This window comes from Roseomonas mucosa ATCC BAA-692 (genome assembly GCF_000622225.1).
Taxonomy (GTDB): domain Bacteria; phylum Pseudomonadota; class Alphaproteobacteria; order Acetobacterales; family Acetobacteraceae; genus Roseomonas; species Roseomonas mucosa.
In genome coordinates this window covers 1-23,944 of record NZ_JHWD01000001.1, presented here as the reverse complement: position 1 = coordinate 23,944, position 23,944 = coordinate 1, and the positions used below count along the sequence as shown (strand labels likewise).

Here is a 23,944-nt window from a genome sequence, read left to right as displayed (position 1 = left end):
CACGTCGTCCCCGTTCTTTTGCGGGACCGCCGCGGGCGGCCCTGGATCGGGGATGAGTAGAAGAGGCAGAAATCATGGCGTGACAACAACCATCATGTGGCCGTCGTACTGTGGCGTACAAAGACAGGGAAACGGCGGAACGGTCGAATACTTGTGATGCGTCAAACAGTGATTATTCCGCGTCGCGCGCGGGGATGTCTTCCGCGATTTCCTGCCTGAGCTTCGGACCTTGCGCGAGTCGTCTTCCGAGCGCGGTCACGAAGGCTTCGTAGCGCTCCGACGCTTTGGCGCGAGCCGCGACCTGCGCCGGCTCCGGCAACGGCGGGTTGGAGGTCAGCCAGAAGCGGATGAACACTGCGAGCGTCTCGACCGATATTCCCAGATCGCGCTCCATACGCGCCATGCGTCGGTCGAGCTGGTCAAGCCGCTTCGTCGTCGCGGCCTCCTGACGCTCGGCAGCGTCCGGCGAGAGGAATGAAGCGATACCGGCCTCGGCTACCAGTGACAGGGACAGATCGCGCCGGGCAGCATGGGCTGCGAGCGCCTTCATGACGTCCGGGTCGAGATAGACCGACAGCCGCTGCTTCTTCAAAGGCTTGGTCACCCCCGCCTCCTACAGCTCGATGCCATCGCCAGGATCGAGCGATGCCTGCCGAGCGACCTGGCGCATGGTCTGCGTCATGCGGCTGAGGCGCGCAGCATCCTCATCGACGTCGTCGCGAGGATCGATCTCGAATTCGTTGTCGACGATCGCCTTGCGTTCGACGGTTTTCGTGCGGCTCAGTTCAGGCTGATGCCGTTGCTCGGAGTCCGTCGGGTCGTCGTCGGCCAGATTATCTGCCGTAGCTGGCGCACTCAGCACGGGGGGTTTCGGTATGGCGAGCGCGCTCCAATCGTCGGCTCGAGCGCTTGCGGGCTTCGTGAGTGCGGGAGGCGTAAGGATGCGCTCCTGAAGCCGACGATCCTCGTAATAGCGGGCCTTCTTTGCGCGGATAGGCGGGATGCCGGCGACCATGACGATCTCGTCTGACGGCGGGAGCTGCATGATCTCGCCCGGCGTGAGCAGTTGCCGAGCAGTCTCCGAGCGCGAGACCATCAGGTGGCCGAGCCAGGGCGATAGCCGGTGGCCGGCGTAGTTCTTCATGGCCTTCATTTCGGTCGCGGTTCCAAGCGCATCCGAAACGCGCTTCGCAGTTCGCTCGTCGTTGGTGGCGAAGCTGACGCGCACATGGCAGTTATCGAGGATCGAGTTGTTCGGACCGTAAGCTTTCTCGATTTGGTTCAGCGATTGCGCGATGAGGAACGCCTTCAGACCGTAGCCCGCCATGAAGGCGAGCGCGCTCTCGAAAAAGTCCAGGCGCCCAAGCGCGGGAAACTCGTCGAGCATGAGCAGCAGCCGATGGCGATTGCCCTTCGCCTGGAGGTCCTCGGTCAGACGGCGGCCGACCTGATTAAGGATCAGGCGGATCAGCGGCTTGGTCCGGTTTATGTCAGATGGCGGCACCACGAGGTAGAGCGTGGTCGGATACTTGCCGCCGACCATGTCGGCGATGCGCCAGTCGCACCGACGGGTAACTTCCGCGACCACGGGATCGCGATACAGGCCGAGGAACGACATCGCTGTCGACAGCACCCCGGAGCGCTCGTTATCGGACTTGTTGAGCAACTCGCGGGCGGCGCTGGCAATCACCGGATGTGGACCGGCCTCGCCGAGATGGGCGGTCTTCATCATCGCCGCGAGCGTCGACTCGATCGGGCGCTTCGGATCGGAGAGGAAGGCGGCGACGCCGGCCAATGTCTTGTCGGCCTCTGCGTACAGGACGTGCAGGATCGCGCCGACCAGAAGCGCGTGCGATGTCTTCTCCCAGTGGTTTCGCTTTTCGAGCGAGCCTTCCGGGTCGACGAGAATGTCGGCGATGTTCTGCACGTCGCGGACTTCCCATTCGCCCCGTCGCACCTCAAGCAACGGATTGTAGGCCGCCGACTTCGCGTTCGTCGGATCGAAGAGCAGCACGCGGCCATGCCATGCGCGATAGCCGGCGGTGAGCGTCCAGTTCTCGCCCTTGATGTCGTGGACGATCGCTGACCCCGGCCAGGTCAAGAGCGAAGGCACCACCAGGCCAACGCCCTTGCCGGAACGGGTCGGCGCGAAGCACAGCACATGCTCCGGACCGTCATGGCGAAGATACTCGCGCTCATGCCTGCCGAGTACGACTCCGTCGGGGCCGAGCAGTCCTGCCGCCTTCACCTCTTCCGGTCGCGCCCAGCGGGCCGAGCCATAGGTCTCGACGTTCTTGGCTTCACGCGCCCGCCATACCGACATGCCGATCGCGACGGCGATGGAGATGAAGCCACCCGACGCGGCGATATAGGCGCCCTCGACAAAGATCGGCGGCGCATAGGCGTCGTAGAAATACCACCACCAGAAGAAGGCCGGGGGATAATAGATCGGCCATCCGGCCAGTTCGAACCAAGGCTGACCGAGCTGGGGCTGGAAGCCGAGACGGTAGGCTGTCCATTGCGTGGCGCCCCAGGTCGTCATCAACACGATCAGGAAAACGGTGAGGATCTGCCCCCAGAGGATTTTCGTCGCCGACATGGCAGGTACTCCTTTCTTGGTGGGGCTACATGCCGAGGCCGCGATTGCGGCCGAAGCTCCAGTCGACGCCGCCGCCCCCGCGCGAGACCCCGGAGACGTGCTGGCCGAGTTGACGTTCGAGGGACGGCGACCAGGGCACGAGCTGGAAGCCGAGCCCGTCGTCGATCATGGCGAAGCGGCCGGAGGCGAGCGCGAAGCGCTGGCGATAGGTGCCCGCCACATACTCGCCCGTTCCGGCCTTCGAGAATGGCCGGCCGGTCTCGGCCGCGAGCTTCTCCCCGAGCGCTTCGACCTCGCGCTGGCGCAAAGTTTCGATCAGCCCCGGCGAGAAGCTGACGCCGCGGGTCTGACGCTCGGCGAGCCCTTGGTGGATAAGATGCTCGGCGCGTCGGTCCATTGCCTGCCGCACCTCCGCGCCAAAGCCGCCACCACCGAGAGCCACCGGTTCGCGGGCGATAGCCTGCCGGTCGAGCCAGGTGGCGCCGGTCGCATGGACCTGCTGTTCGATATCGAGATCGGATCGAACAGCGAGTGCGACACGGCGGCGGCCCTGCACGTCGTCGAACTTGCGCAGCTCGACGATCGAACCCGGCGCGCTGTCGGCAGCCGCGTCGAGATCGGGGAGCTTAATATGATGGGTTCGCCCGTCGGTGCCGTCGACGACGGCATAGGCCGTGCCCTTCAGTTCGTCGTCGAGACCGCGATCGACCAGACGCCCGATGACAGGGTCATCGATGCTTTCGCCCGCGAGCACATAGCTCGCGGCGCCACGCTCGATGCCGCGCTCGGTCAGGCCACGATGGATGCGCTTGATGATGTCGCCGCGTTCACCGAGGGCGCGTAGAGTCTTCTCCGCAGTCTCCGACACAACCCACTGACCGGGACCGACCTGATCGGCGAGACCAAGCGTCTCCAGCTTGCGCAGCCTGCCGACCTTCAACGCGTGGAACTCGTCAGGCTTCTGATCGGGACGTGGCGCGAGGTCGACGATGCCGGTGCGATAGCTGTCGCGGGAGATCTGCCGATCGAGATCGGTCCAGCGTTCCGCCTCGACCTGACGTCCGAGGTTACGACGGATCTCCTGCTCGGTGCGGGGCCCCAGTTCCTGGGTGACGAGGTCCTGCGCGCGGGCGCGCATGCCCTCCTTGATGTAGTCGCGGGAGATTACGAGGTCCTGGCCGTCGTCGGTACGTCCCCGCAGGATGATGTGGACATGGGGATTGTCGGTGTTCCAATGATCGACGCCGACCCAGTCGAGCTTGGTGCCGAGGTCCTTTTCCATCTGCCCCATCAGGTCGCGGGCGTATGTCTTGAGGTCGGACATCTCCGTTGCGTCCTCCGGTGAGACGATGAAGCGGAAATGATGGCGGTCGTCCTGGGTTCGCTCAGCGAAGGCCTTGGGATCGTCGTCTCCGGTCTCGGGACCGAACAGCTTGGCCTTCTCCCCGTCCCGGGTAACACCCTCGCGCCGGAGGTAGTTGAGGTGGGCGCTAAGCGGCGCGGCCTTGGCGGTGTGCCGCACGACGCGCGTCTTGATAACCACGTTGCGCGACCGGCTGGTCAGGAGCCGGTTGGCCTGCACTGTCGCGCGCTGCCCGCGACCGAACCGCGAGCGATTGCTCTTGGTGATCTGGCCGGATCGCGAGACGCGGCCGCCAGCCCGCTGTGCGGCCGCAAGTGCCTGAGCGATGAAGGGCCGTGCCTGTTGCGCGCGGGTCGAGCGGATGCGGCCAGGCCGGATGCGGAAATCGTCCTCGCCGCTCATCGCCAAAGCTCCGCACATCGCGCAAAGCGAAGGAACCACTTGGAAAAATGGCGATAGCGCAGGCTGCGCCAGTTAGGCGCACCTCGCGCAAATGCGCCATAAGTCCCTGAAAACACACGACCGCACCAAGCCGCACATCGCCGGCTTTTATCTCGCCATCGTTCGGTTGTGCTGACTGCTCCCCCTCCGCAGACTGCCCATCTCCCGCCAAGGCACGCCACGGTACGAACGGGTGCGAACGCGGTCATCGCGGTCCCCCGGAAACGCTGCGCGCAACGAAAAGGCCATCGGTGGGCGAAGCCACGGGGCCTTGATCGCGCACCGGTGCCGCCGCCGTGGCGGTGTCCGACTTGCCTTCAGACTGCAACGGCACGACAGACTCTCTGCCGGCCGACTGTGCGACGAAGAGCGGCGCTCTCGTCCAGGTCAGCGGATCGGCGGACGCCACCATGACAGGGCCGGTGAGTTCACCGCCCCCCACGATGGGGGCGAGCGTCGCGACATAGGCGCGCGTTTCGGCCGGCAATGGGCGGCCGGCGAGATACTCTTCGTAGCGGCCCGGACCCGCGTTGTACGCCGCCAAAAACCCCGGCGATCCGTAGCGGTCGTGCATCTCGCGCAGATATGCAGCACCCGCCAGAATGTTGTCCCGGGGGTCGTAGGGATTGCCGCCGAGCCGATGCCGGACGCGCAACTCCTCCCACGTGACGGGCATGATTTGCATCAGGCTCATTGCGCCGGCCGACGAGATCGCGCGCACATCGCCCGCGCTTTCGACGCGCATGACGGCACGTATCCACGTTTCTGGAACGCCAAACCGCTGAGACGCCTCTGCGATGTACGCGCCATAGGGATCGCTGCGTGATGGCTGCTCGACCTGCGCCTGCTGGGCGCATGCAGTGCTCGCGGCGGATCCGGCGAGGACCAGGCCGGAAAGGAGAAGGAGAGCTGCACGTCGGAGGGCGATCCTCCCTCCGACGACAGGTTTGATGCGTGTGGCGGGCATCGTTCAGTCCCGCTCGCCGCGCTTTGGCGGACGGTTCCAGTGCAGGCCCCAGGCGGACTTGTCGTCGGCCGACTGGAACAGGTTGGCGCGGATCGGATGTTCGAAGGTCGGATCGTCAAGCTGCAGCGAGACGTATTCGCCGGCCTTCTCGCCGGTGCGCTTCCAACCCGCGCCGATCTCCGCGCCGGTCTCGTTGCTCATGGTGTCGAGCACATGGACGCGGTAGTCGGGCGCGTTCTCAGCTTCGGACGGCTCGGCCGCGACGATGATGATGTCCTGGTGTATGGAAAGTGTCGTCAGATGGCCGATGAAGCCATCATTCTCGCGCATGAATTGACCGATCACGGGCATTGGTCGTCTCCTTCAGATTGCGGTGGACAGGGTCATGGGCGCGCCGTCACCGCGTCGGCGCGCGCCAGACGAAGCGGCCATCGCCGTCCTCGTCGGTGTAGAGAGGGGTGGCCCGGCCGATCACGGCGGTGGCCGGAAGCGGGCCGAAGTAGCGGCCGTCGAGGCTGTCGCGGACCTGCCAGTTCATCAGTAATAACTCGCCAGCCGCGACCAAGCGGCAGCCCTGCCAAACGGGGAGCGGGCGACCGCGACGATCGCGATCGAGGGCGTCGCCGATCGGCACGCCGTCGACCGTGATAGCGAGCCCGGTCCGGCAAACCCGCTGACCCGGGAGCGCGGCGACGCGCTTCAAGAGCGGTACGCCGCGTGGCAGGTAGTCGCCATCGGACAGGAATGTCGCGAGCGGCTCGGGCGCGTCGACCGCCACCAGATCGGTCACGTCGAGGGCGCCTACATCGCCGATCGTGTAGAAGCCGACCGGCGTGCTGGCTGAAGCGTTCCAGATGAGGCGCGGCGCGAATGAGGCGATCGAGGCGAGGCCTAGAAGCGACACCGCCGCCGTCGTGGCGATGGCGTAGGAGAGCCGCGTCATGCGCCGATCTCCTCGCGCAGGAGAAAGGCGCGATGCTGCCGAAGACCATAAGCGCGTGGCGTTTCGCCGGCGGTCATTCGGTTGTGGACGTGGCGCCAATGGTCCGGCGAGACCTCGATCGGCTCGATGCCACGCGCCTCGATGGCGTCGATGAGCTTGAGCATGCGCTCCACCTTCGGCCAGCCGTCGACGCGCAGGAGGATGTCCGCTCCGGGCGTGACGGTCGGCATCGTCTGGCACGGCGCAGCAGGCTCAACAGCGCGCAGGATGTCGAGGCGCGAGAGCACGGTCCCATGCTCATTCGCGGCCCATCGGACCAGCGCAAAGATGCTTCCGGGAGGGAAGAAGAGGATGCGTCGGCGCCGGTCGAGGATCTGTTCGCGTATCTCGCGACCGAACCGTATCCAGTGCTCCGTTCGCTTCTCGACCCAAGTAAGTTCGACCTGGGTGAAAGCTTCTGGCGGCGGCTCGGCGGCAGCGCGGCCGAAGCGCATTGGCGCGGCGACATGGCCGGTCATGATCCTTCTCCTGACGGGGGTGGGAATTCGCGCTCGAACAGCGCGCGCAGCATGTCGGCGACGGTCTGCCCGCGCTGGAAGGCGGCGATCTTGATGCGGCCGCGCATATCCGCAGTCACGTCGATCGTCAGTCGCGCCGAGAAGTCCACGCCGGCTTGTGCGCGCGGGGTGTGGCGCTCGGGCGCCTTGATCCAGCTCTCCGGATCGGCCGGACGCGCCGCGAAGCTGCGTTTCGGGGACCGCGCGCTCATGCGCCGATCCTCGCGACTTCCGCCGCGAGCGCGGCGATCTCGCGCGCGCCAGGGCAATCCTCGTCCTGCTCGGCGGCGAGCCGGCCGGTCTGCACGACATCGGCGAAGACGATGCGCTGGCCGATCGTGGTCGAGAGCAAGGGCGGGTCGTGATCCGCGAGCGTTTCGGCGGTCTCGCGCGCCAACACGGTGCGAGCCGCGCAGCGGTTCAGCACGAAGCGGGCGGCGAGTTGCGGGCGGTAGATGCGTGCCTCGCCGAGCAGCGAGAGCATTTCGGCGGAGGCCCAGCCATCGAGCGGCGACGGCTGCACCGGAATGAGCACGAGATCGGCCGCGAGCAGCGCCGAGCGCATCAGCCCAGCGACGCGCGGCGGGCCGTCGATGACGACATGGTCAACGTCGCGGGCCAACTCCGGCGCTTCGCGGTGGAGCGTGTCACGGGCCAGGCCGACGACACCGAACAGCCGCTCCAACCCCTCTCGGCTGCGCTGCTGCGACCAGTCGAGCGCCGAACCCTGGGGGTCGGCGTCGATCAGCGTCACGCGCTGTCCACGGCGAGCCCATTCGCCGGCGAGGTGCAGGGCGAGCGTCGTCTTCCCGACGCCGCCCTTCTGGTTGAGCAGCGCGACGATCATGACGGTCTCCCGGCGATCGGGGACTCGTCCACAGCGGCCGAAAAGCACGGTCGCGTTAGAAAGATTCCGTAGGAATCTAGGTTAGATAAGTTACAGGGCTTGCAAGTCGCTGATTCAGCGCGAGGATTCGTCGAATCCGGTCCCCGATAGCACGAGACTTCGGTCCCCGATGGCACGATAGTGCCGGTCCCCGATAGCACGAGACGATTCACAGCTTATCCCCAGGGCGAGTTTTCGAGCGGCGACGGCGGCGCGGAATGCCAAGCGCGTCGGGATCGGTGGGTGCGAAGGACAGGATGTCGGGACCGCCGACGCACTGCTCGATGGTGAGCTGATACCCGGGGAGCGGCTGCCGGCGGACGATCTCGCGGAGGTCGTAGGCAAAGTGCTTGAGCGGCGAGAGGCTACCAGACTTTGCATGGAGGTGCGGAAAGTCGAAGCTCCAGCCGAACTCCTGCTTGCCGCCGTGCTTGCGCACCAGGCGGTACAGCCAGCGCTCCAGCCCTCCGGTCAGGCCGAAGTAGTTGCGGTCGATGCTGAGCACCAGCGCGTCGTCGAGCACCGCGCTGTAAAACCAGTCGGGAACGATGAGTTCGAGGCCGAGCGGCCTGCCGCGTTGGTCGGCTCGTTCCTTCCACTCGTTGATCCAGGAGAACCGGTGCATCCGACGCTCTGTCGGCTGGCGGATCGAGGTCGCGACGGTAGTCGACTGCAGTCGGTCGAGTGCGGCCTTGAGCCGATCGTAATCACGCAGCGATACGCCGCGGCCGATGAAGTTCAGGATTTCATACGGGGTCGTGGCCATCAGCCGCGACGGCTGGAGCCCCACGTCGCGAGCCTCGACGATCTGTGAGGCGGCCCAGATGAGGATGTCGGCGTCCCAGATCGTCGCCATGCCATGCTCGGGCACTGCCTCGACACGGATCTTGACCGATCCGGCCTTGAAGTCGATCGGCGCAAGCCGCTTCGACTTGGCGAGGGAGAAGAACGGATAGGCCATCAGGTCCTGCGCATCGCGAGGCGCCAAGTCACCGGGCAGCGCCCGGAAGAGGTCGAGTTGCGCTCGCTCGTCGCTGCGTTGATGGCGGGACGACATCACGGAGACCGGATCAGCGAAGGCCGGACGTGCCGGCGTTGCGGCCTTGGGAGGCCGCAGCTTTCGCAGGAGCGACGATGCCGCCACGCGGATCCGAGGTGGAGGTCACCAAGCCGCGATCGGCCCACGCCTGCAGGTCGGTCAGCGAATAGACCACCCGTCCACCGAGCTTCCGGTATGTCGGTCCGGTGCCATATGTTCGGTGCTTTTCGAGCGTGCGCTCCGACAGCCCGAGAAAGCGCGCGGCTTCCTCTGTCCTGAGGTAGCGTGGCGGCATGGGGGCGGCCGTTTCGTCCATGATCGAACCTCCGTGGTTTCGCGGCGCCTGCCTCGGACAGGCGGCGGATTGCGGTCACGGTGGCGCGATTGCGGCGGTCGGCACGATGTCGAAGTAAAGGAGATAAGTTCGACACCCTTTGGGGCGTCAGCGGTCTCGGCGTGGCCGGCGCAAGATCGAACGATAGCCGCCCTGAACGAGCTTCGTGCCGTCTCTAGCCAGGCGAATGGTCGTCTCGCGGATTGCGCTGCCTACCCACGAGGCTGCGTCGTGATCATGTTTGGGAAAGACGGCGTCGGCGATTGCACGATACGTCGCTCCGGATGCCCGACCGTCGAGGACGCGCAGCATTTCTCGCGCCCGCTTTTGTCGGGATCGGGTGATACGCGGATCCGGCGGGACGGTTTTTCCAGCGAGAGCCGCCCAAAAGCGAGCCAGCGCGCTCAGGCGGTCGGGCGTAAGCTCATCGAGAAGGACCATGGCCGCGAGACTTCCGGCACCGTCGCGCAGAGAAGCGTCGAACTTTTCTCCCCGGAGCTGAAGGCGCAGCATCTCGCCATCGATGCCATTTATGGCCTGCGCCCTGATGAAATCGTCAAGTGAGGGAGGCGTGTGAGCCGTCGGGATTTTGCCGAGGACGACGATCGATGGATCGAAGTGGGCGTCCCAATAGACTGGAGAGACGATTGCAGATGCAGAAGGGTCTGCCGGGAAATCGCAACCCCCATCGGGATGTAAACTCCCGGGTCAGTTCTTCGGTGTTGTCGCCTGCCTGGAGGAATTCGTCGTATGATCGCCGGTACTCGGTGTTTCTCCGCAAAAACTCCCAGGCAAGATCTCCGGGAGACAGAGCATCGACATAGTCGTAAGCGGCCTCTGACCGCCAAGAATCTTCTTCAGACATCCTCCACAGCCTCCGCAGTTTTAGCGCGCGAATTGAGCTGCGGACACGATTCCAAGTTGTGTGAGGGCTGGGAATAACGAAGGCGGAGCAACGTGATGCGAAACCTGCATCACGTTCAGTTCACGCGGCCGGCCAGCAAACCGCTATAGCCGTTCTTCGTCATCCACTTTGCGCGCGCGAGATGCGAGCGGTGAACGCGCTCGGCACGCTCGGGCTCGGCGTTGACCGAAATCCCGAAAATCGTCTCGACGACGTCTGCCCAGGAAGCGCCTTGCGCTTCGGCATCCAGCAAACGCAGGTAAAGCTTCACATTGGCCGCGTCATAGGCGGTCGGCGTCGCGCTGCTTGGCGGTTCATCAAGAAATAAGCTTGTAGTCACGGCGTTCCCCGGCGCGGATATCCATCCATACTGGAGCATTTTGTTAACGATGTTACGAGCGAGCTTCTAGCGCAACCCGATGAGTGGGGCGTTTGCGAGTTCGCTCCTCGCGTGCCGTCAGGCTTGCCCTTTGCGATCAACCACCATCACTCCCACACCACGGTCGGAGCTCAGGAACACGACGCCATTCTGTTCGAAAGCGCGCCTGACCTCATCCCGCGTGCTCTCGTACACCTCGAGGCCACTGGCGGACTCGAGGCGCTTGAGGGCGGTCAGAGATACGCGAGCCTTGTCAGCGAGCGTCTCCTGTGTCCAACCCAGCAACGCGCGCGCGGCCCGTGATTGTCGGGCGGTGATCATGCATGATCACCTCCCACTCGGACCTACGCGCACGCCAGAACTACGACTATGATAGTCGCCCTATGCCAGTTTGACCACCGCAAAGCCGACCGGGAAAACGTCAGCTGATTCGTTCGCCAGAAAGCTGAAAGGCCCCGACCTTCCGGCCGGGGCCTTGCGCGGAGACCTCAGTCGCCGCGCCGCCCGCTCGGGCGGGACCAGATCAGCGAGAAGGTATCGCCGTCCTCGTCGTCGAAGAGGTTGGCGTAGATCGGGGCGTTGAAGCTCGGATCGTCGAGCTTGAGGCCGAGATAGTCGCGGCCCTCGTTGGAGCGCTTCGACCAGGCGGCGCCGATCTCGGCGCGGCCCACCAGGACGCGGTGGCTGGGAGCGTTCTCGCCGGTGGCGCGGGTATCGGGGACGATGCGCACGCCCTTGGCCTGGACGCTGAGGGTGACGATTTCGCCGGTGAACTCGTTCGAGCCGGTCTTCTTGAAGGTGCCGATGGTCGCCATTGTAATTCTCCGTTTTCCGTTCCCGAGCCCGCACCATTGCGGCCTCGATGGCGATCGGCAGGCCGGAGGCGGTCGACGGCGCACCCCGAAGGGGCCTGACAGCTTAGGAGGGCTTTCTTGTCTCGCGAGGAATGACGGCGCAGCCGGCAGGGGAAGAAAGTTCGACGCGGCTGTTGTGTCATAGGCGATCGAGGCGAAGCCGTACTTCGGCCAGATCAGGCCATTGAAGAGGCCGTTTGGAGCGGTCTAGGCACGGGCAGATAACGGAGAAGATGGCGACCCTCCCGCATCGGCAAGTCGGCGCAGGGCGTGCGCAGCAGCTTCGTTCCCCATCGACAGGCATCGCTCCAGCATCTCCGTCCACTGCCACCGGGAGCGTCTCTGCCTTCAGTGCACGAACGGATGCGCTGCCGGTGTCGCCCAAAGCGCTCCCCCGCGGGTTGCTTTTCGGGGCGATGAACAATCAGCACCCACCGCTTCATCTGCAACCTCGGAGGCTACGAGGATATGCGTTGTCTTGTGCTGTTCCGATCCGCCGGAACGACGTCGACAAAGATTATGCCCGAGTAAGGCCCGGGCTGGATGGGCTGGGAGTCGCCACTAGTCCAGCGACCCGGAGGAAGGCGGTGATCCCGACCGCGACGGCCCCGAAGATCGAAAACGCCATCTGCCACGCTTCCGACGGCATCAGGTGCTTCACGATGCCATGGGTGGCATGAAAACCCGCAATCGCCGCCGGGGCGACGAAGGCGACCGCCACGACGAGTTTCAGCCAGATCGGACGTACGAAGGCGATCAGGAGGTGCCCGATGGCGAGCGTCATCGCCGCTGCGAGCACGCCCACGACGACAGCGCCGGCAATGCCGGCGCCGCCTTCGTTGGCCCAGGCGCCCGTCGTCACGCCGACGAAGGCGGGCAGAGCGAAAACGGCCAAGGTGAACACCAGCCAGCAGAGCAGGCCGACGGCGAAGAGGGATGCGAGTATGGCAAGGACGATCATGGCAGTGGTTTCCAATCGTTCATGGCTGACGATCGCGCCTCCACCACCACCACAGCGCGCCTGAAGTATAGCGAATGACAAGCCGGGACGGGAGCGGAAATCCTGCCGGACTTCCGCTTGCGGCCGTGAAGCCTTGCCCGCGATCAGCGGGCGAAGGGATCAACCTCATGGACGATCGCGGCGAGTTCGCCGTCATATTCGCCCGCGGGCATGACACCCATGCTGCCGTCGCCTGCCTGGAAGATGACAATCGAGACCATCAGGGTGGTGGCGAGGCTGAAGGCGAAGGCGTGAGCTTGATTGAGGGACATCTGCTGGGCTCCTGCTGGAGCGGGGGACCATCCCCCGCCGACAGGCGCCCGAAGTGTTCGGCCGTGGACTGCAATCACCGCGCAGGCGCAGCCGCAGCGGCGGCATGCTCGCATAGCCGACCCTTCATGGGTTGATGGCGACAAGTCCGCGGCTGGACCAAGGATCAGCGCTGATAGGCGGAGGTGGTCTTCGCGTCGGGAGACCCGTTTTACAGTCTCGACACTGCTTTCGACTCAGCCTCGCGTCGTGTCCTCAGATGGCTATTTGCGCTATGCTCTTGGCGGCAAGTGTAGAGTCGCGAAGGGCTGGACGATGGCGGAGTTCACAGGAAGGAGCCTGCACCTCTTGAAGAAGGCTTTGACGATCGCTGTGCTGGCGATCGAGCGGCAGCCGGGCCCCTTCCAGTCGTCTTCGGACCAAGCGGATATGAAAGCGCTTCTCGACGCGTTGATCGAAAACGACACCGAGCTTGCCTTCTACGTGCGATCCGCCCGTATCGCAGTGACAGGCGAGCCAGACTGAACGTGGGGCTGCCAATGACGGAGACGCTCGCTTTCGAGAAGCGACACAAGGACGGAAGCTTGTGGGTCGTCGGCCAGACGATGGAGGGACAACCTACCGGATACTGGGAGTGGTTTCGCCGGGACGGTTCGAAGCTGCGGTCCGGCTACTTCGACGACGGTCAGCAGGTTGGTGATTGGACCACGTATGATCGCTCCGGGTGCGTCTACAAAGTCACGAAGATGAAGCGCTAGGCAGCGGCGCATGCGTGGCGGCGCTTACGCGCCGCCGTGCTTCCAAACCGGAATGCCGAGTTTCTTGGCCTTGTCGGCGAGGTTGTCATTTATGCCCGTGCCCGGGAAGTGCAGCACGCCCTTCGGCACGATCTCGAGCATCTGGTCATTCCGCTTGAACGGTGCCGACCGTCCGTGCTTGGTCCAATCGGGTGCAAAGCCGATCTGCGGAACGTTGCGGTTCGATGCCCAGAGCGAGGCGATCCTCTCGGCACCCTTTGGCGACTTTCCATGGACGAGAACCATGCCGGCGTGCTTGGCGTGAACCTGATCGAGCTTTGCCCAGATAAGCTGGTGATCATTGAAGTCGAGGCCGCCGGTGACGACGATCTTGGGGCCAGGCGGCAGGAGCACCTCTTGATCGGCGCGCTTCTTCGCCATCAAGAAGTCGCGGCTGTCGATCATCGCCGAAGTCAGATTGCGATGGTTGACCTTCGATCCGCTGCGCGGGAGCCAAGGCTTGCCGACGTGGCGTTCGTAGTGTTCGGCGGCCTGGTCGCGCATTAGCTCGAAGGCGTTCTGGCGCTCTATCAGCGTGATCCCCTCTGCGATCAGGCGCTCCAGTTCGACCGATTTCACCTCGCTGCCGTCCTGTTCGCGCTGCGCCCGCTTCTGGGACTGCTCATTGTCATCCAGTTCGCGGCCGATCCGGTCGGTCGCGCGGTGGAAAACGTTCACGGTCGACCAGAGGAGATCGTCGAGGTCAGGTTCGAGGCGCGTGTCTGCCAGGGTGCCGATTAGAGCGTCGAAGATGTCGGCGACGGCGCCCGCGACCTGGTTGCCGTCCGGCAGAAGCCGCTGGTCGGGCTCGTCGGTGAAGGGTCGGTAGCCGTGAAGTTGCAGTTCGTTAAGGACATGGTCGGTGGGTGAGGATTCGTGATGCGGTTCGTAGTCGTCGTGATCGCGCATGGGATGCTCCATCGGTTGGACCGCGACCGTCGCGGCCTTCATGGCGACGAAGCCCGCGGGCCGGACGGCCGGGCACCCGGAGCGAAAGCGTAGGGCTCGATGGCTAAGGCCGGCAATTTTGCTTCGCGATGGAAAGCGGCCTCTGGGCCGCGCCGGAAAATAGTCGGCCGCCGCCATTGCCCGGTTGGCCGGCTTGTGGGCCGATCGCCCTCTCGAAGGCCGAGGCGCGGTCCCCCTCCGATGGATGATGCATCCGCCGAGCACGGCGGCGAACCTCACGCCCGTTTTCCTGCCGGCTATGCCGCCAACGCCATGAAGCGCGCGACGTCCTGCGGCGCGACCTGCAACCGGGCTTCCACGCTCAATGCGTCCAGGCCGAGGCTGCGCAGATCCTGGTTGAAGTCGCCCAGCTGCGGCGAGATGACAATCGCCTCGATCCCGGCCGCGTCGGCCCGTTCGATGAGGGTGTCGCGCGCAGCGTCACCGGCCGGATCGTTGTCGCGGACGATGTAGAGCCGCCGCAGTGTGTCGGGGAACAGGATGGCAGCGAGATGGGCCGCGGAGAGCGCCGCCAGCATAGGCATGTCGGGAAGGACCTGACGAAGCGACAGGACGGTCTCGATGCCTTCGCCCGCCGCTATCACATCGCTGCCTATGCCGAAGCGGACCGCGTTGCCGAGAAGATCGCCCATGGCTCGCCTCGGCGTGTCGATTGGCGCCTTGTCGCGGCGGCGCGGATCGAGCCAGGTGCGATGCGCCCCGGTGATCTTGCCGTCGAGGTCGGTGACGGCCGCGATCATCGCCGGCCAGGTCTCGGTCGGCGAATGCTCTTCGGGGCGATAATAGCAGCGCGGGTGGAAATGCAGGCTTCCGGTTCCGCGCAAATCCGTAATGCCGCGTTCCCGTAAATACGTTTGTACGAGCGTGCCGTGGATCGGCTGCGACATGCGGACCAGTCGGCGGGCCGCTTCGGGGGAGCCATGCGGCGCTGGGTTCTGCCGTTCGTGCTGACGGGCCTCCGGTGCCGGCGGCACTGAGAGAAAGGTCCGCGCCTCGTCGGCGACATCCTTGAAGTCGATGAGGCCGCAGCTTTCTCGGATGACGTCGAGGAGATCGCCATGCTCGCCCGTCGCCGCATCGGTCCATTTGCCGGCGGGACCTTTCGGCGTGTCCTTGAGCCGGACGTACATCGAGCGGCCGGGTGTGTTGCGCGCATCGCCCACGAGCCAGTAGTTGCCCTCGCGGCGACCGCTGGAAAGATAATGCCGGCACACCGCCTCGGCCTGCCGGCCGAGACTGTGCGCAAGATCGGAAGCGTCCTGACGTGCCATCACGCGGCCTCCCGCTCGGAGATGCGCGCCACGGGATATGTATCGAGCACCTTGGCGAGGACGCCCGGTCCGGCGGCGTCGGCCGGCACGAAAAAGCGGAGCTTCCACGAGATGATCTCGCTGAACAGGCCGTAGGTGCGCAGCCGGTCCCGCATCGCCTCGGTGAAGCCGGTCAGCTCCAGGCGCTGGGCATTCATGACGCGGGCGCGCCGAAGCTGAAGGCCGTCAGCGAGATCGAGGATCGTCGTGCCGTCCATCAGAGCGGTGAAGGCCTGCTCAGGGGTCAGCGATGTTGCGCCCGTGGTGACGGCGTTTGCCGCCCAGGCGGGCGAGACGCGGCGGCCGATGATGCGCTCGCCGCCATCGGTCTGGAGCCGGTAGACCCGCGTCGACTCGTTTGGCAGCCGCTTCCAGATCGGCAACAACAGGCCGGCGACAATGTGGATCGTGCTGTCGGAAAACTCCGGCACGTCATTCAACTCAGCCCACCACGCGGCGGCGAAGGCGGCGCGATCGGCTGCCTCCCAATGGCTCTCACCCATCATGCGCAGCGGCGCATAGTGCTGCTCCATCGGCCGGACCAGGCAGACGCGGCGCTCGATCTCGCCATCGTCGAGCATCATCGATGGTGCGGAAATCTGCACGGCGGCGCGGCCGGAGCGACCATTGACCAGGAGCCGTGCGCGCGGATCGGAGAGATGATCGAGCGCCTCGGCGAGGCTCGTCGGTCGATTGCGCTCCCGGCGGGTGATGGTGAGAAGGCGCGTTTCCGCGCCGGTGCCCGGGTGCGTATGGATCACCTCGCTGCCGGTGACGATGAAGCTCTCGGCCTGCAGCGTTTCGAGTCCGGCGTCATAGACTCCACTGCGAACCGCCCCGTCGACCTTTGCCGTCAGGAGCTGCTCAAACGCCGTAAAAAGCACGCCCTGCAGGTCGATGGTCAGCGCGAGCAGACGGTTGAGGAAGGTCGTGATCGGCGGCAGCTCGTCCTTGATGCCGTTGTCATCCGTGAGTTTGAGTCCGGTGGCGGACTCAAAGCGGTCGAGCGAGCAGTTTTCGACCTTGCCACGCACGAGCAGCAGATAGAGCTGGCGCAGCGCATCGCGCGCATAGGGGCTTTCGAGATTGTCCTCTGGCCGGAAGAGACCCTGTCCGCCGGTCTGGCGCTGCCCACGCGTGATGGCGCCGAGTGTATCGAGCCTACGCGCGATCGTGGAGAGGAAGCGCTTCTCAGCCTTCACGTCAGTGGCGATCGGGCGGAAGAGCGGCGGTTGAGCTTGATTGGTCCTGTTGGTCCGACCGAGACCCTGGATCGCCGCATCGGCCTTCCAGCCCGGCTCCAGCAGATAGTGGATACGCAGGCGCTGGTTCTTCGCGCCAAGATCGGCGTGATAGCTGCGCCCCGTACCGCCCGCATCCGAGAAGACCAGGATGCGCTTCTGGTCGTCCATGAAGGCGGCGGCCTCGGCGAGATTGGCCGAGCCCGCCCGATTTTCGACGGCAAGGCGATCGCCCTTGCGCACAACGCGCCGTGAACGGCCGGTGACCTCGGCGACGACATCGGAGCCAAAGCGCTGGACGATCTGGTCGAGGGCGCCTGGAACGGGTTCTAGCGATGCGAGCCGTTCGATCAGCTCGTCACGGCGGGCAACGGCCTCCCTGCTCTCGACGGGCTGACCGTCCCGGAAGACTGGCCGCGACGACAGATTGCCCTCGCTGTCGGAGAACGGCTCGTAGAGCTGCACCGGGAAGGAATGGGCGAGATAGTCGAGGACATATTCCCGCGGCGTGATGTCGACACGCACGTCGTTCCATTCCTCGGTCGGGATCTCGGCCAGTCGGCGCTCCATCAGTGCCTCGCCGGTTGAGACGATCTGAATGACGGCGCTGTGCCCGTCGGCCAGGTCCTGCTCGATCGAGCGGATCAGCGTCGGGGTCTTCATGCTGGTCAGCAGATGACCGAAGAACCGCTGCTTGGCGCTTTCGAATGCAGAACGCGCGGCCGATTTCGCCTGACGGTTCAGGGTGCCGCTATCGCCGGTGATGTTGGCGGCCTGCATCGCGGCGTCGAGATGGTTATGGATGATGGCGAAGGCGCCGGCGTACGCATCGTAAATGCGGGTTTGCGCGGGCGTAAGCTGCTGCTCGACCAGTTCGTATTCAACACCGTCATAGGAGAGCGACCGGGCCGTGTAGAGGCCGAGGGCGCGCAGGTCGCGGGCAAGCACCTCCATGGCCGCGACACCGCCATTGTCGACGGCCTCCACGAACTCGGCGCGGTTGGCGAAGGGAAAATCGTCACCGCCCCACAGGCCGAGCCGCTGGGCATAGGCGAGATTGTTGACGGTTGTCGCGCCCGTGGCAGAGACGTAGACAACGCGCGCATTTGGCAGCGCGTGCTGGAGCCGGAGCCCGGCACGGCCCTGCTGTGAGGGCGCAACATCGCCCCGTTCTCCCTTGCCGCCGCCGGCGTTCTGCATTGCGTGCGACTCGTCGAAAATAATGACTCCATCGAAGTCGGAGCCCAACCATTCGACGATCTGTTTGACCCGCGAAAGCTTCTCGCCACGGTCGTCGGACCGTAGCGTGGAATAGGTGGTGAAAAGGACGCCTTCGTTGAGACGGATCCGCGTGCCCTGAGGGAAACGCGATAGCGGCGTGACCAGCAAACGCTCCATACCGAGCGCCGACCAGTCGCGTTGCGCGTCTTCCAGCAGCTTGTCGGACTTCGAGATCCATACTGCCTTGCGGCGACCCTGCAGCCAGTTGTCGAGGATGATGCCAGCGGATTGACGGCCCTTGCCGGCGCCGGTCCCGTCGCCGAGCATAAAGCCCCGCCGGAAGCGGACGGCGTTTGGCGCGTCGTCCGGCGCGGCGGTGACGAGATCGCCGGTCTCGTCCACGGTCCAGGCGCCTGCGAGGTGTTCGCCATGAGCTTCGCCGGCGTAGATCACCGTCTCGAGCTGGGCGTCGGACAGAACGCCCTCGGTGACGATCGCGGCTGGAAGCGTCGGGCGATAGCTCGGCTTCGGCGGCGCGACCGACGCCATGGCGGCCGACTGCACCAATTTGGTGGGATGGGGCTGCGCGCCCGGGATGCGGATCGACTGGAGCGTATAGGCCTCGTAGATCGCGTCCGACAGGCGGTCACCCTCGGGCGGCGTCCACTCGGCCGTCTCGTAGTCCAGCGGCACGCCTCGAATCTCAGCCGTGCGCCAGGCGGGCGTAGCGGCTGCGGCCCGGGCGAGATAACCGCGGACGGTGCGCGGCGCGGCATCGGGCGTGACCTTGGGCAGTGCGACATCCATGCGCGGCGGCACGTCCCGCTCGATCCAGGCGAGCAGCGTCGCCACATCGGGCGCGACGCCGACGGAGTCCGGGAAGCGTGCCGCATCCTCGGCCGGCGCCTTGTCGATGACGGTGAGTCGCGTTTCGATGGTCGTGCCGTGCTTGGCATAGACCGAGCCCGCGATCGCCGCACTGAACACGACGCGGCCGCGCTCCTGCAGCCGGGCGAAGTGGTCCCGCCAGGCCGGCAGCTCGGGCGAGAAATTTGCGCCGGTGATCGCGACCAACCGGCCGCCCGGCGCGAGCCGCGCCAGAGCGGAAGCGATATGGCGATAGGCGGCGTCGGCGACGCGTCCTGAGACGGCCGCCATGACCGAGAACGGCGGGTTCATGATGATGACACTGGGAATGGCGGCGCGGTCGAGATGATCATCGATCTGCGCGGCGTCGAAACGCGTGACCGAATGAGCTGGAAAGAGAGCGGCAAGAAGATCGGCGCGGGTCTCGGCCAGCTCATTGAGGATGAGATCGGAGCCTTCGATCTCGGCAAGGATCGCAAGCAGGCCCGTGCCGGCCGAGGGCTCCAGTACCCGGTCAGCGGACGTGAGCGCTGCGGCGGTCAAGGCCGCGAGACCAAGCGGCGTCGGCGTCGAGAACTGCTGACGGGCCTGAGCCTCTTCGGACCGGCGCGTGTGCGTCGGCAGCAGCCCGGCGATCTTGCTCAGCGCTGCGAGCCGTGCTGCCGGAGACGCGGCTTTGCGGAAAAGCGGCTTTCCGTATTTGCGCATGAAGAGGATGGTTGCCGCTTCGCAGGCGTCATAGGCCGTCTTCCAGTCCCAGGCGCCGCTAGCGTCGGACGCGCCGAAGGCCTGTTCCATGGCCGAGCGCAGTATCGCGGCATCGATCGCGCGGCCCTGTTCGAGATGAGGAAGGAGATGGCCGGCGGCGGCGAGAATGGCGGCGGCCGGCGGCGCGTTGGGCGCGAGCGGAAGCGAGGCCGCCGGGGCGGCTCCGGAGACGGGAGCGTAAAGCATGGAGGGAACCTCGAGAGAGCAAGAACGGACGAGCCGGCCCGGCGCTCTCTCTCGACCGGACGGGCTCAACCCCGTCCCGGCCGACCTCTCACTCTGACGCGGTCAGCGACCATCGCTCCGGCTTGCGGGAAGCACGTCTTCGGCAGTTGCGCGTGCCGGCGGGCGATGCGCCGTTCCCGGCGAAGGATCGCACTATTGTCGCGGATCCGCCCGAGCGCCCGCGTCAGGGCGAGGCATCGGGTGGACGGTAGAGCTCGCAGGGGTTGCCGTCGGCCAGATGGCCGAAGGGCGTAAAAACGTAGTCGCCGTCGTCACGTCCAACGGCGCAGATGACGTAGCGAACCTCGCCCGTTGCGATCTCGGTGCATTCAATTAGCGCCAGGTCGCCGCTGGTCGCGGCGTACACCAGCGTCTCGAAATTGGCACGGGCATGGTCGGGAATGCTCATCGCGCGGCTCCCTGAGGAAGTCGATCGGCGAGCCAGCGTCCGGTGCTGATCCATTCGAGCGTCCGGCCGGTCGAAAGATCGAGCAGATGGGCGCCGCCAGAAAAGCCGTCGATTACGGGGTCCGAGGCAATATTCGCCCACTGGAAGCCCCAATGTCCGGTCAGGCCGAAGGCCGCGGCGCAGCGGGTAACGAAGGTGATCACCAGTTGCTGGTCAGCGCTGCCAGGATCGCGCAGCCACAGGCGAGCCGATCCGAATTCGGGCGAAAGGGTGAGCAGGAACGGCTCGGCCGGGGGATCCTCGCGGGAGTTTTCGGCCATCAGCGTGGTGTAGATGTCGAAGGCGCGCGTCGCGTTGGCGGCAGTGCCGACGTCGAGCAGGCAGGAAAAGCGGGTGAGAAAATCGGTCATGGCGGACTCCTGAAACGAAAAAAGCCCGGCGCTGGGCCGGGCTTGGGAGGGATCGAAAGACTGTCCGGCTAGTAGCCGAACCGCCAGGACGGCCAGTCTTGACCGTCGTCGGCGGCCTGCACTGCCTCGCCGAGATAGGCGGGATCGCCTTCGACGATGGTGGGATCGCGGACTGGCGTCTCATCGATGACGGTGACGCAGGCAACTAGCCCGTCCTCGACCTCGACATGCACGGGAACGAGATACTGGAAGACGACGCGCCGGGGCGCCGGGCTGGATTGCGACATGGCGTAGCTCCTCGATTGGGGGAATAGACGGAGCGGCCAAAGCCGCCCCGCCAGAGCGATCATTCGGCCGCGACGAGGTGGCGTTCATCGTCTTCGCCGGCGGCCTCCTCGTCATCGCTCGCGAGAAAGTCGGGCAACGCCGCCCCATCATCCTCGCCTCCGGTCTGGGTTTCCGCCGTCGACACCTCACCCTCGGCGACCACGCGCAGCGGCTCCGGCAGCCAGCCGGTGTCCGCCAGCAGGCGCTCGGCCTCCTTCGCCATGTCGCCCTTCTTCAGATGGTCGATGAGTTGTGCGGCTTGCTCGCCGGCGCCCTCGCGGACAGCCTGCAAGATGCGGGGCTTGGTCACCCGGTTGAGGTAGTTGCCGAAGGTCGGTCGCCAGCCGGCCTCGACCAGATCGAGGCCTGTCGCCTTCGTCAGGCGGTCGGCCTGCGAAAGCCTCATGTCGAGGGTATGCTGGCATACACCGCTGCCACTATGCGGGTTCGGCCGCTCATAGAGCGCGTTCACGCCATAGCTGACGCAATGCGCGAGGAGAGCCATGCGGCTGGGCTCATCCAGGTCGGCGAGCCAGTCCCACAAGGCTGCATCGTCCTTCGGGATATCGCCAGCCCAGGCGGCGTGGCGGTCCTGCACCGCACGGGCGGACGAGCTGTCCTTCAGCGCATCGTCCTGGGCCGGGAAGAAGACGTGCTTCACCCCGGCTTCCATGGCGCCCGTATACATGCGGGTCATGAAGGTGTCCGAGACGAGCTTGTGGAGGAGCGCCGTCATAGCGACGTGCGGGTTCTCCGCGACGGCGTTGCGCAGCGCGAGCGTGCGATAGGCCGTCAGCTCGATCACCAGGCGCTCCGGCAGCGGCTTGATGATGCCGTCATCCTCGTCGTCCTCGGGCTCGGCAGGCTGGCCGCCGATGGTGATGACCGCCCTCTGCACCGACGGCTCGGCCAAATCGCCGTCGGCGTCCACGCCGTTCTCGACCTCTGGATCGATCGGTGCTTCATCCTCCGCCCGCACGTAGCCACGGTCGATGGCGAGGCTGCCGTCATGGGCGACGCTGATGAAGACGCCCGCGCGCGGGATGTCGTCCGCCTCGTAGCGCATCGGCCGGGTCTCGAAGGCTGCGAGCGCCGTCTCGATCTCGCTGAGGCGCTGGTCTACCTCGTCCGGCAGTTCGTCGGCGCCTTCATACTCGGCTTCGAGCTTCTGATACTCGGCATTGAGCGCCTCGATGGTCGCCTGTTCCTCGGCCGAAAGGTCGAGCGGCTCGCCCTGCAATTCCCGCAGGCCGCGCGTCGTGTCGTAGGGAAAGCTGACCGCGACCTCGATCCACTTCCAGCCTTCGGCGGCGATCGACTCGGCGGTGGCCTTGAGCTTTTCGGCGACCAGGCGGTCGAGCAGGCTCGCGTCCTGCAGCCAGCCGCCATCATCGGACTGGAAGAGATCGCGCATGACGATGCCTCCCGCCTGTTCATAGGTCTCGATTCCTACGAAAACCGCGCGCTTGTCCGCGGCGCGAACGGTTGTCTCGGTCAGCATGCGCCTGATCTGGTAAGGCTCCTTCGACCAGGCGTCCTTGATCGCGTCCCAGACCTGCTGCTGACGGGCGTGGTCGCCCGACACGGTGAAGGCCATGAGCTGCTCCAGCGTCATGCCGTCTTCGGCATAAACCTCGAGCAGCGCTGGCGACGCCGAAGCAAGCCGCAGCCGCTGCTTGACGACTTGGGCCTGCACGAAGAAGGCCGCGGCGATCTCCTCCTCGGTCATGCCCTTGTCGCGCATGTCCTGAAAGGCGCGAAACTGGTCGAGGGGATGGAGCGGCGCGCGCTCGATATTCTCGGCGAGCGAGACTTCTTCCGCGAGGATCGCGCTGTCGCGCTCGCGCACCACGCACGGCACCGGCGACACCTTGGCGAGGCGCTTCTGCTTCACCAGCAGCTCCAGCGCACGGAACCGGCGTCCGCCGGCTGGGACCTCGAACATGCCGGTCTCGTTGCCTTCGGCATCGACGACCGGGAAAACGCTGATGCTCTGGATCAGGCCGCGCCGGGCGATCGAGGCCGCCAGGTCCTCGATCGAGACACCAGCCTTGATGCGCCGGACGTTCGACTGACTCAGGACCAGCTTGTTGAAGGGGATGTCGCGCGAGGGCGACAGGACGATCTTTTGAGCTGCAACAGCCATCGGGATGTACTCCGCGACGGGCGGCCAAGAGACTCTCTCTCGACCTCCAACCCGTCACGAAAAACCCGTCCTCCCTCTCACTCTCCTCCTGGGCGCGCCCGGCGAGACCCCGGAAGGGCATCGGCGCGACCAAGGAATCTGGCAAGCGCCTCATCCTCAGGCGCATCCCGGTCGAACAGGATGTATTCCGCGCCGAGGCGCCGCGCGTATTCGGTGATCCCCACCAGATCGGTGGGGAGATTATCGCGGTCGCCTTCTCCGACCCAGATGAACCAGCCGTAGGGTGTCGCCGCGACAAGCTCATCGCCCTGATCGGCGTGAACATTCAAATAGGTGCTCGACGCTTCCGAGAGGTGAGCGGTCGAGCAATCGAAGAAGACCCGGAGCGGGTACGAGATCATGCTCATGCCGCCCTCCTTTCAAGCTCATCGGCGGTAACGTCGCGGGCAGCGGCCTCAGGCGCATGCGCCAGCAGCCAATCGGCCGCCTTGCTCGCCTGACTTGCGGCCCGAACGATGGCGCGGTTGTCCTCGCGCAGGACCTGCAGCCACGAGCCGATATAGTCGGCGTGGCGGACGGTGGGCACGATGCCGAGTGAAGCGCAGCAGAAGGCCGCGTTCATTTCGGCGACATATCCTGACAGTCCAGCCCCAATCTGACTTCCGACGCCAATTTTTAGGACGCGCATCATGCCGCCAACTCCTCGGGCTGGGGTTGC

At 65.5% G+C, this 23,944-nt stretch carries 28 protein-coding genes; 1 reads left to right on the top strand and 27 read right to left on the bottom strand.

Features of this window, described 5'->3' with window-relative positions; all coding sequences use genetic code 11:
* Window positions 1–172: 172 nt before the first annotated feature.
* From BT98_RS0100140 to BT98_RS27680, 18 genes are all read right to left on the bottom strand, one after another.
* Window positions 173–550, bottom strand: a complete 378-nt coding sequence (locus BT98_RS0100140) for a CopG family transcriptional regulator (RefSeq protein WP_194248570.1) — start codon at window positions 548–550, stop codon at window positions 173–175.
* A 63-nt stretch (window positions 551–613) separates the two neighbouring features.
* Entirely contained in the window at window positions 614–2,599 is a 1,986-nt protein-coding gene (locus BT98_RS0100135; protein WP_027297072.1) for a conjugal transfer protein TraG, read from the bottom strand.
* A 25-nt stretch (window positions 2,600–2,624) separates the two neighbouring features.
* The gene (locus tag BT98_RS0100130; RefSeq protein WP_027297071.1) at window positions 2,625–4,364 is read right to left on the bottom strand and encodes a relaxase/mobilization nuclease domain-containing protein; all 1,740 of its coding nucleotides are present in this window, start codon (window positions 4,362–4,364) and stop codon (window positions 2,625–2,627) included.
* 244 nt (window positions 4,365–4,608) lie between these two features.
* The gene (locus BT98_RS0100125; protein WP_027297070.1) at window positions 4,609–5,370 is read right to left on the bottom strand and encodes a lytic transglycosylase domain-containing protein; all 762 of its coding nucleotides are present in this window, start codon (window positions 5,368–5,370) and stop codon (window positions 4,609–4,611) included.
* A gap of 3 nt (window positions 5,371–5,373) precedes the next feature.
* The gene (locus BT98_RS0100120; RefSeq protein ID WP_027297069.1) at window positions 5,374–5,721 is read right to left on the bottom strand and encodes a DUF736 domain-containing protein; all 348 of its coding nucleotides are present in this window, start codon (window positions 5,719–5,721) and stop codon (window positions 5,374–5,376) included.
* A gap of 46 nt (window positions 5,722–5,767) precedes the next feature.
* Window positions 5,768–6,313, bottom strand: a complete 546-nt coding sequence (locus BT98_RS0100115; RefSeq protein ID WP_027297068.1) for a S26 family signal peptidase — start codon at window positions 6,311–6,313, stop codon at window positions 5,768–5,770.
* A complete protein-coding gene (locus BT98_RS0100110) occupies window positions 6,310–6,831 on the bottom strand; it encodes a DUF2840 domain-containing protein (protein ID WP_027297067.1) in 522 nt (173 codons plus the stop codon). Before BT98_RS0100110 ends, BT98_RS0100115 begins: the two co-directional genes overlap by 4 nt.
* Window positions 6,828–7,082: a hypothetical protein gene (locus BT98_RS0100105; protein WP_027297066.1), complete on the bottom strand. Its 255-nt coding sequence runs from the start codon at window positions 7,080–7,082 to the stop codon at window positions 6,828–6,830. The genes BT98_RS0100110 and BT98_RS0100105 overlap by 4 nt, the downstream gene beginning before the upstream one ends.
* On the bottom strand, window positions 7,079–7,717 hold the full coding sequence (gene parA, locus BT98_RS0100100; RefSeq protein WP_027297065.1) for a ParA family partition ATPase: 639 nt from the start codon (window positions 7,715–7,717) through the stop codon (window positions 7,079–7,081). Before parA ends, BT98_RS0100105 begins: the two co-directional genes overlap by 4 nt.
* A 208-nt stretch (window positions 7,718–7,925) precedes the next feature.
* Window positions 7,926–8,813, bottom strand: coding sequence for a replication initiator protein A (locus tag BT98_RS0100095; RefSeq protein WP_027297064.1), 888 nt, complete (start codon window positions 8,811–8,813; stop codon window positions 7,926–7,928).
* A gap of 13 nt (window positions 8,814–8,826) precedes the next feature.
* Window positions 8,827–9,111 carry a helix-turn-helix transcriptional regulator gene (locus BT98_RS22645; RefSeq protein WP_024350838.1) on the bottom strand — a complete coding sequence of 95 codons (285 nt, stop codon included), beginning with the start codon at window positions 9,109–9,111 and terminating at the stop codon, window positions 8,827–8,829.
* A 126-nt stretch (window positions 9,112–9,237) separates the two neighbouring features.
* Window positions 9,238–9,570 (bottom strand): DUF2285 domain-containing protein, encoded by a 333-nt coding sequence (locus BT98_RS28575; RefSeq protein ID WP_234797314.1) that lies wholly within the window; start codon window positions 9,568–9,570, stop codon window positions 9,238–9,240.
* A 115-nt stretch (window positions 9,571–9,685) separates the two neighbouring features.
* Window positions 9,686–9,994, bottom strand: coding sequence for a transcriptional regulator domain-containing protein (locus BT98_RS28570; protein ID WP_072492857.1), 309 nt, complete (start codon window positions 9,992–9,994; stop codon window positions 9,686–9,688).
* Between the two features lie 115 nt (window positions 9,995–10,109).
* A complete protein-coding gene (locus tag BT98_RS22640) occupies window positions 10,110–10,373 on the bottom strand; it encodes a DNA -binding domain-containing protein (RefSeq protein ID WP_027297062.1) in 264 nt (87 codons plus the stop codon).
* A gap of 117 nt (window positions 10,374–10,490) precedes the next feature.
* The gene (locus tag BT98_RS0100075; protein ID WP_027297061.1) at window positions 10,491–10,733 is read right to left on the bottom strand and encodes a helix-turn-helix domain-containing protein; all 243 of its coding nucleotides are present in this window, start codon (window positions 10,731–10,733) and stop codon (window positions 10,491–10,493) included.
* Window positions 10,734–10,900: 167 nt separating this feature from the next.
* Complete coding sequence (locus BT98_RS0100070) at window positions 10,901–11,227, bottom strand: DUF736 domain-containing protein (protein WP_027297060.1); 327 nt, start codon at window positions 11,225–11,227, stop codon at window positions 10,901–10,903.
* A 556-nt stretch (window positions 11,228–11,783) separates the two neighbouring features.
* Complete coding sequence (locus tag BT98_RS0100065; RefSeq protein ID WP_027297059.1) at window positions 11,784–12,227, bottom strand: hypothetical protein; 444 nt, start codon at window positions 12,225–12,227, stop codon at window positions 11,784–11,786.
* 143 nt (window positions 12,228–12,370) lie between these two features.
* Window positions 12,371–12,538: a hypothetical protein gene (locus BT98_RS27680; RefSeq protein ID WP_167522629.1), complete on the bottom strand. Its 168-nt coding sequence runs from the start codon at window positions 12,536–12,538 to the stop codon at window positions 12,371–12,373.
* A 346-nt stretch (window positions 12,539–12,884) separates the two neighbouring features.
* Between BT98_RS27680 and BT98_RS0100055 the strand changes: the two genes are divergently transcribed.
* Entirely contained in the window at window positions 12,885–13,061 is a 177-nt protein-coding gene (locus BT98_RS0100055; RefSeq protein WP_239406392.1) for a hypothetical protein, read from the top strand.
* 257 nt (window positions 13,062–13,318) lie between these two features.
* Here BT98_RS0100055 and BT98_RS0100045 read toward each other — a convergent pair whose 3' ends face one another.
* The 9 genes from BT98_RS0100045 to BT98_RS0100005 all read right to left on the bottom strand — a co-directional run.
* Window positions 13,319–14,242 carry a DUF2493 domain-containing protein gene (locus tag BT98_RS0100045; RefSeq protein ID WP_027297056.1) on the bottom strand — a complete coding sequence of 308 codons (924 nt, stop codon included), beginning with the start codon at window positions 14,240–14,242 and terminating at the stop codon, window positions 13,319–13,321.
* 296 nt (window positions 14,243–14,538) lie between these two features.
* Window positions 14,539–15,573, bottom strand: a complete 1,035-nt coding sequence (locus BT98_RS0100040; protein WP_027297055.1) for a DUF7146 domain-containing protein — start codon at window positions 15,571–15,573, stop codon at window positions 14,539–14,541.
* Entirely contained in the window at window positions 15,573–19,895 is a 4,323-nt protein-coding gene (locus BT98_RS0100035; RefSeq protein WP_027297054.1) for a strawberry notch family protein, read from the bottom strand. The genes BT98_RS0100040 and BT98_RS0100035 overlap by 1 nt, the downstream gene beginning before the upstream one ends.
* Window positions 19,896–20,118: 223 nt before the next feature.
* A complete protein-coding gene (locus tag BT98_RS0100030) occupies window positions 20,119–20,343 on the bottom strand; it encodes a DUF6117 family protein (protein ID WP_027297053.1) in 225 nt (74 codons plus the stop codon).
* Window positions 20,340–20,753, bottom strand: coding sequence for a hypothetical protein (locus tag BT98_RS0100025; protein ID WP_027297052.1), 414 nt, complete (start codon window positions 20,751–20,753; stop codon window positions 20,340–20,342). The genes BT98_RS0100030 and BT98_RS0100025 overlap by 4 nt, the downstream gene beginning before the upstream one ends.
* A 68-nt stretch (window positions 20,754–20,821) precedes the next feature.
* Entirely contained in the window at window positions 20,822–21,040 is a 219-nt protein-coding gene (locus BT98_RS0100020) for a hypothetical protein (protein WP_027297051.1), read from the bottom strand.
* A 59-nt stretch (window positions 21,041–21,099) separates the two neighbouring features.
* On the bottom strand, window positions 21,100–23,226 hold the full coding sequence (locus BT98_RS0100015; protein ID WP_027297050.1) for a ParB/RepB/Spo0J family partition protein: 2,127 nt from the start codon (window positions 23,224–23,226) through the stop codon (window positions 21,100–21,102).
* 77 nt (window positions 23,227–23,303) lie between these two features.
* A complete protein-coding gene (locus BT98_RS0100010) occupies window positions 23,304–23,633 on the bottom strand; it encodes a DUF5983 family protein (RefSeq protein WP_027297049.1) in 330 nt (109 codons plus the stop codon).
* A partial coding sequence (locus tag BT98_RS0100005) for a zincin-like metallopeptidase domain-containing protein (RefSeq protein WP_244881534.1) occupies window positions 23,630–23,944 on the bottom strand: 315 nt, incomplete at its 5' end. The genes BT98_RS0100005 and BT98_RS0100010, both read right to left, overlap by 4 nt.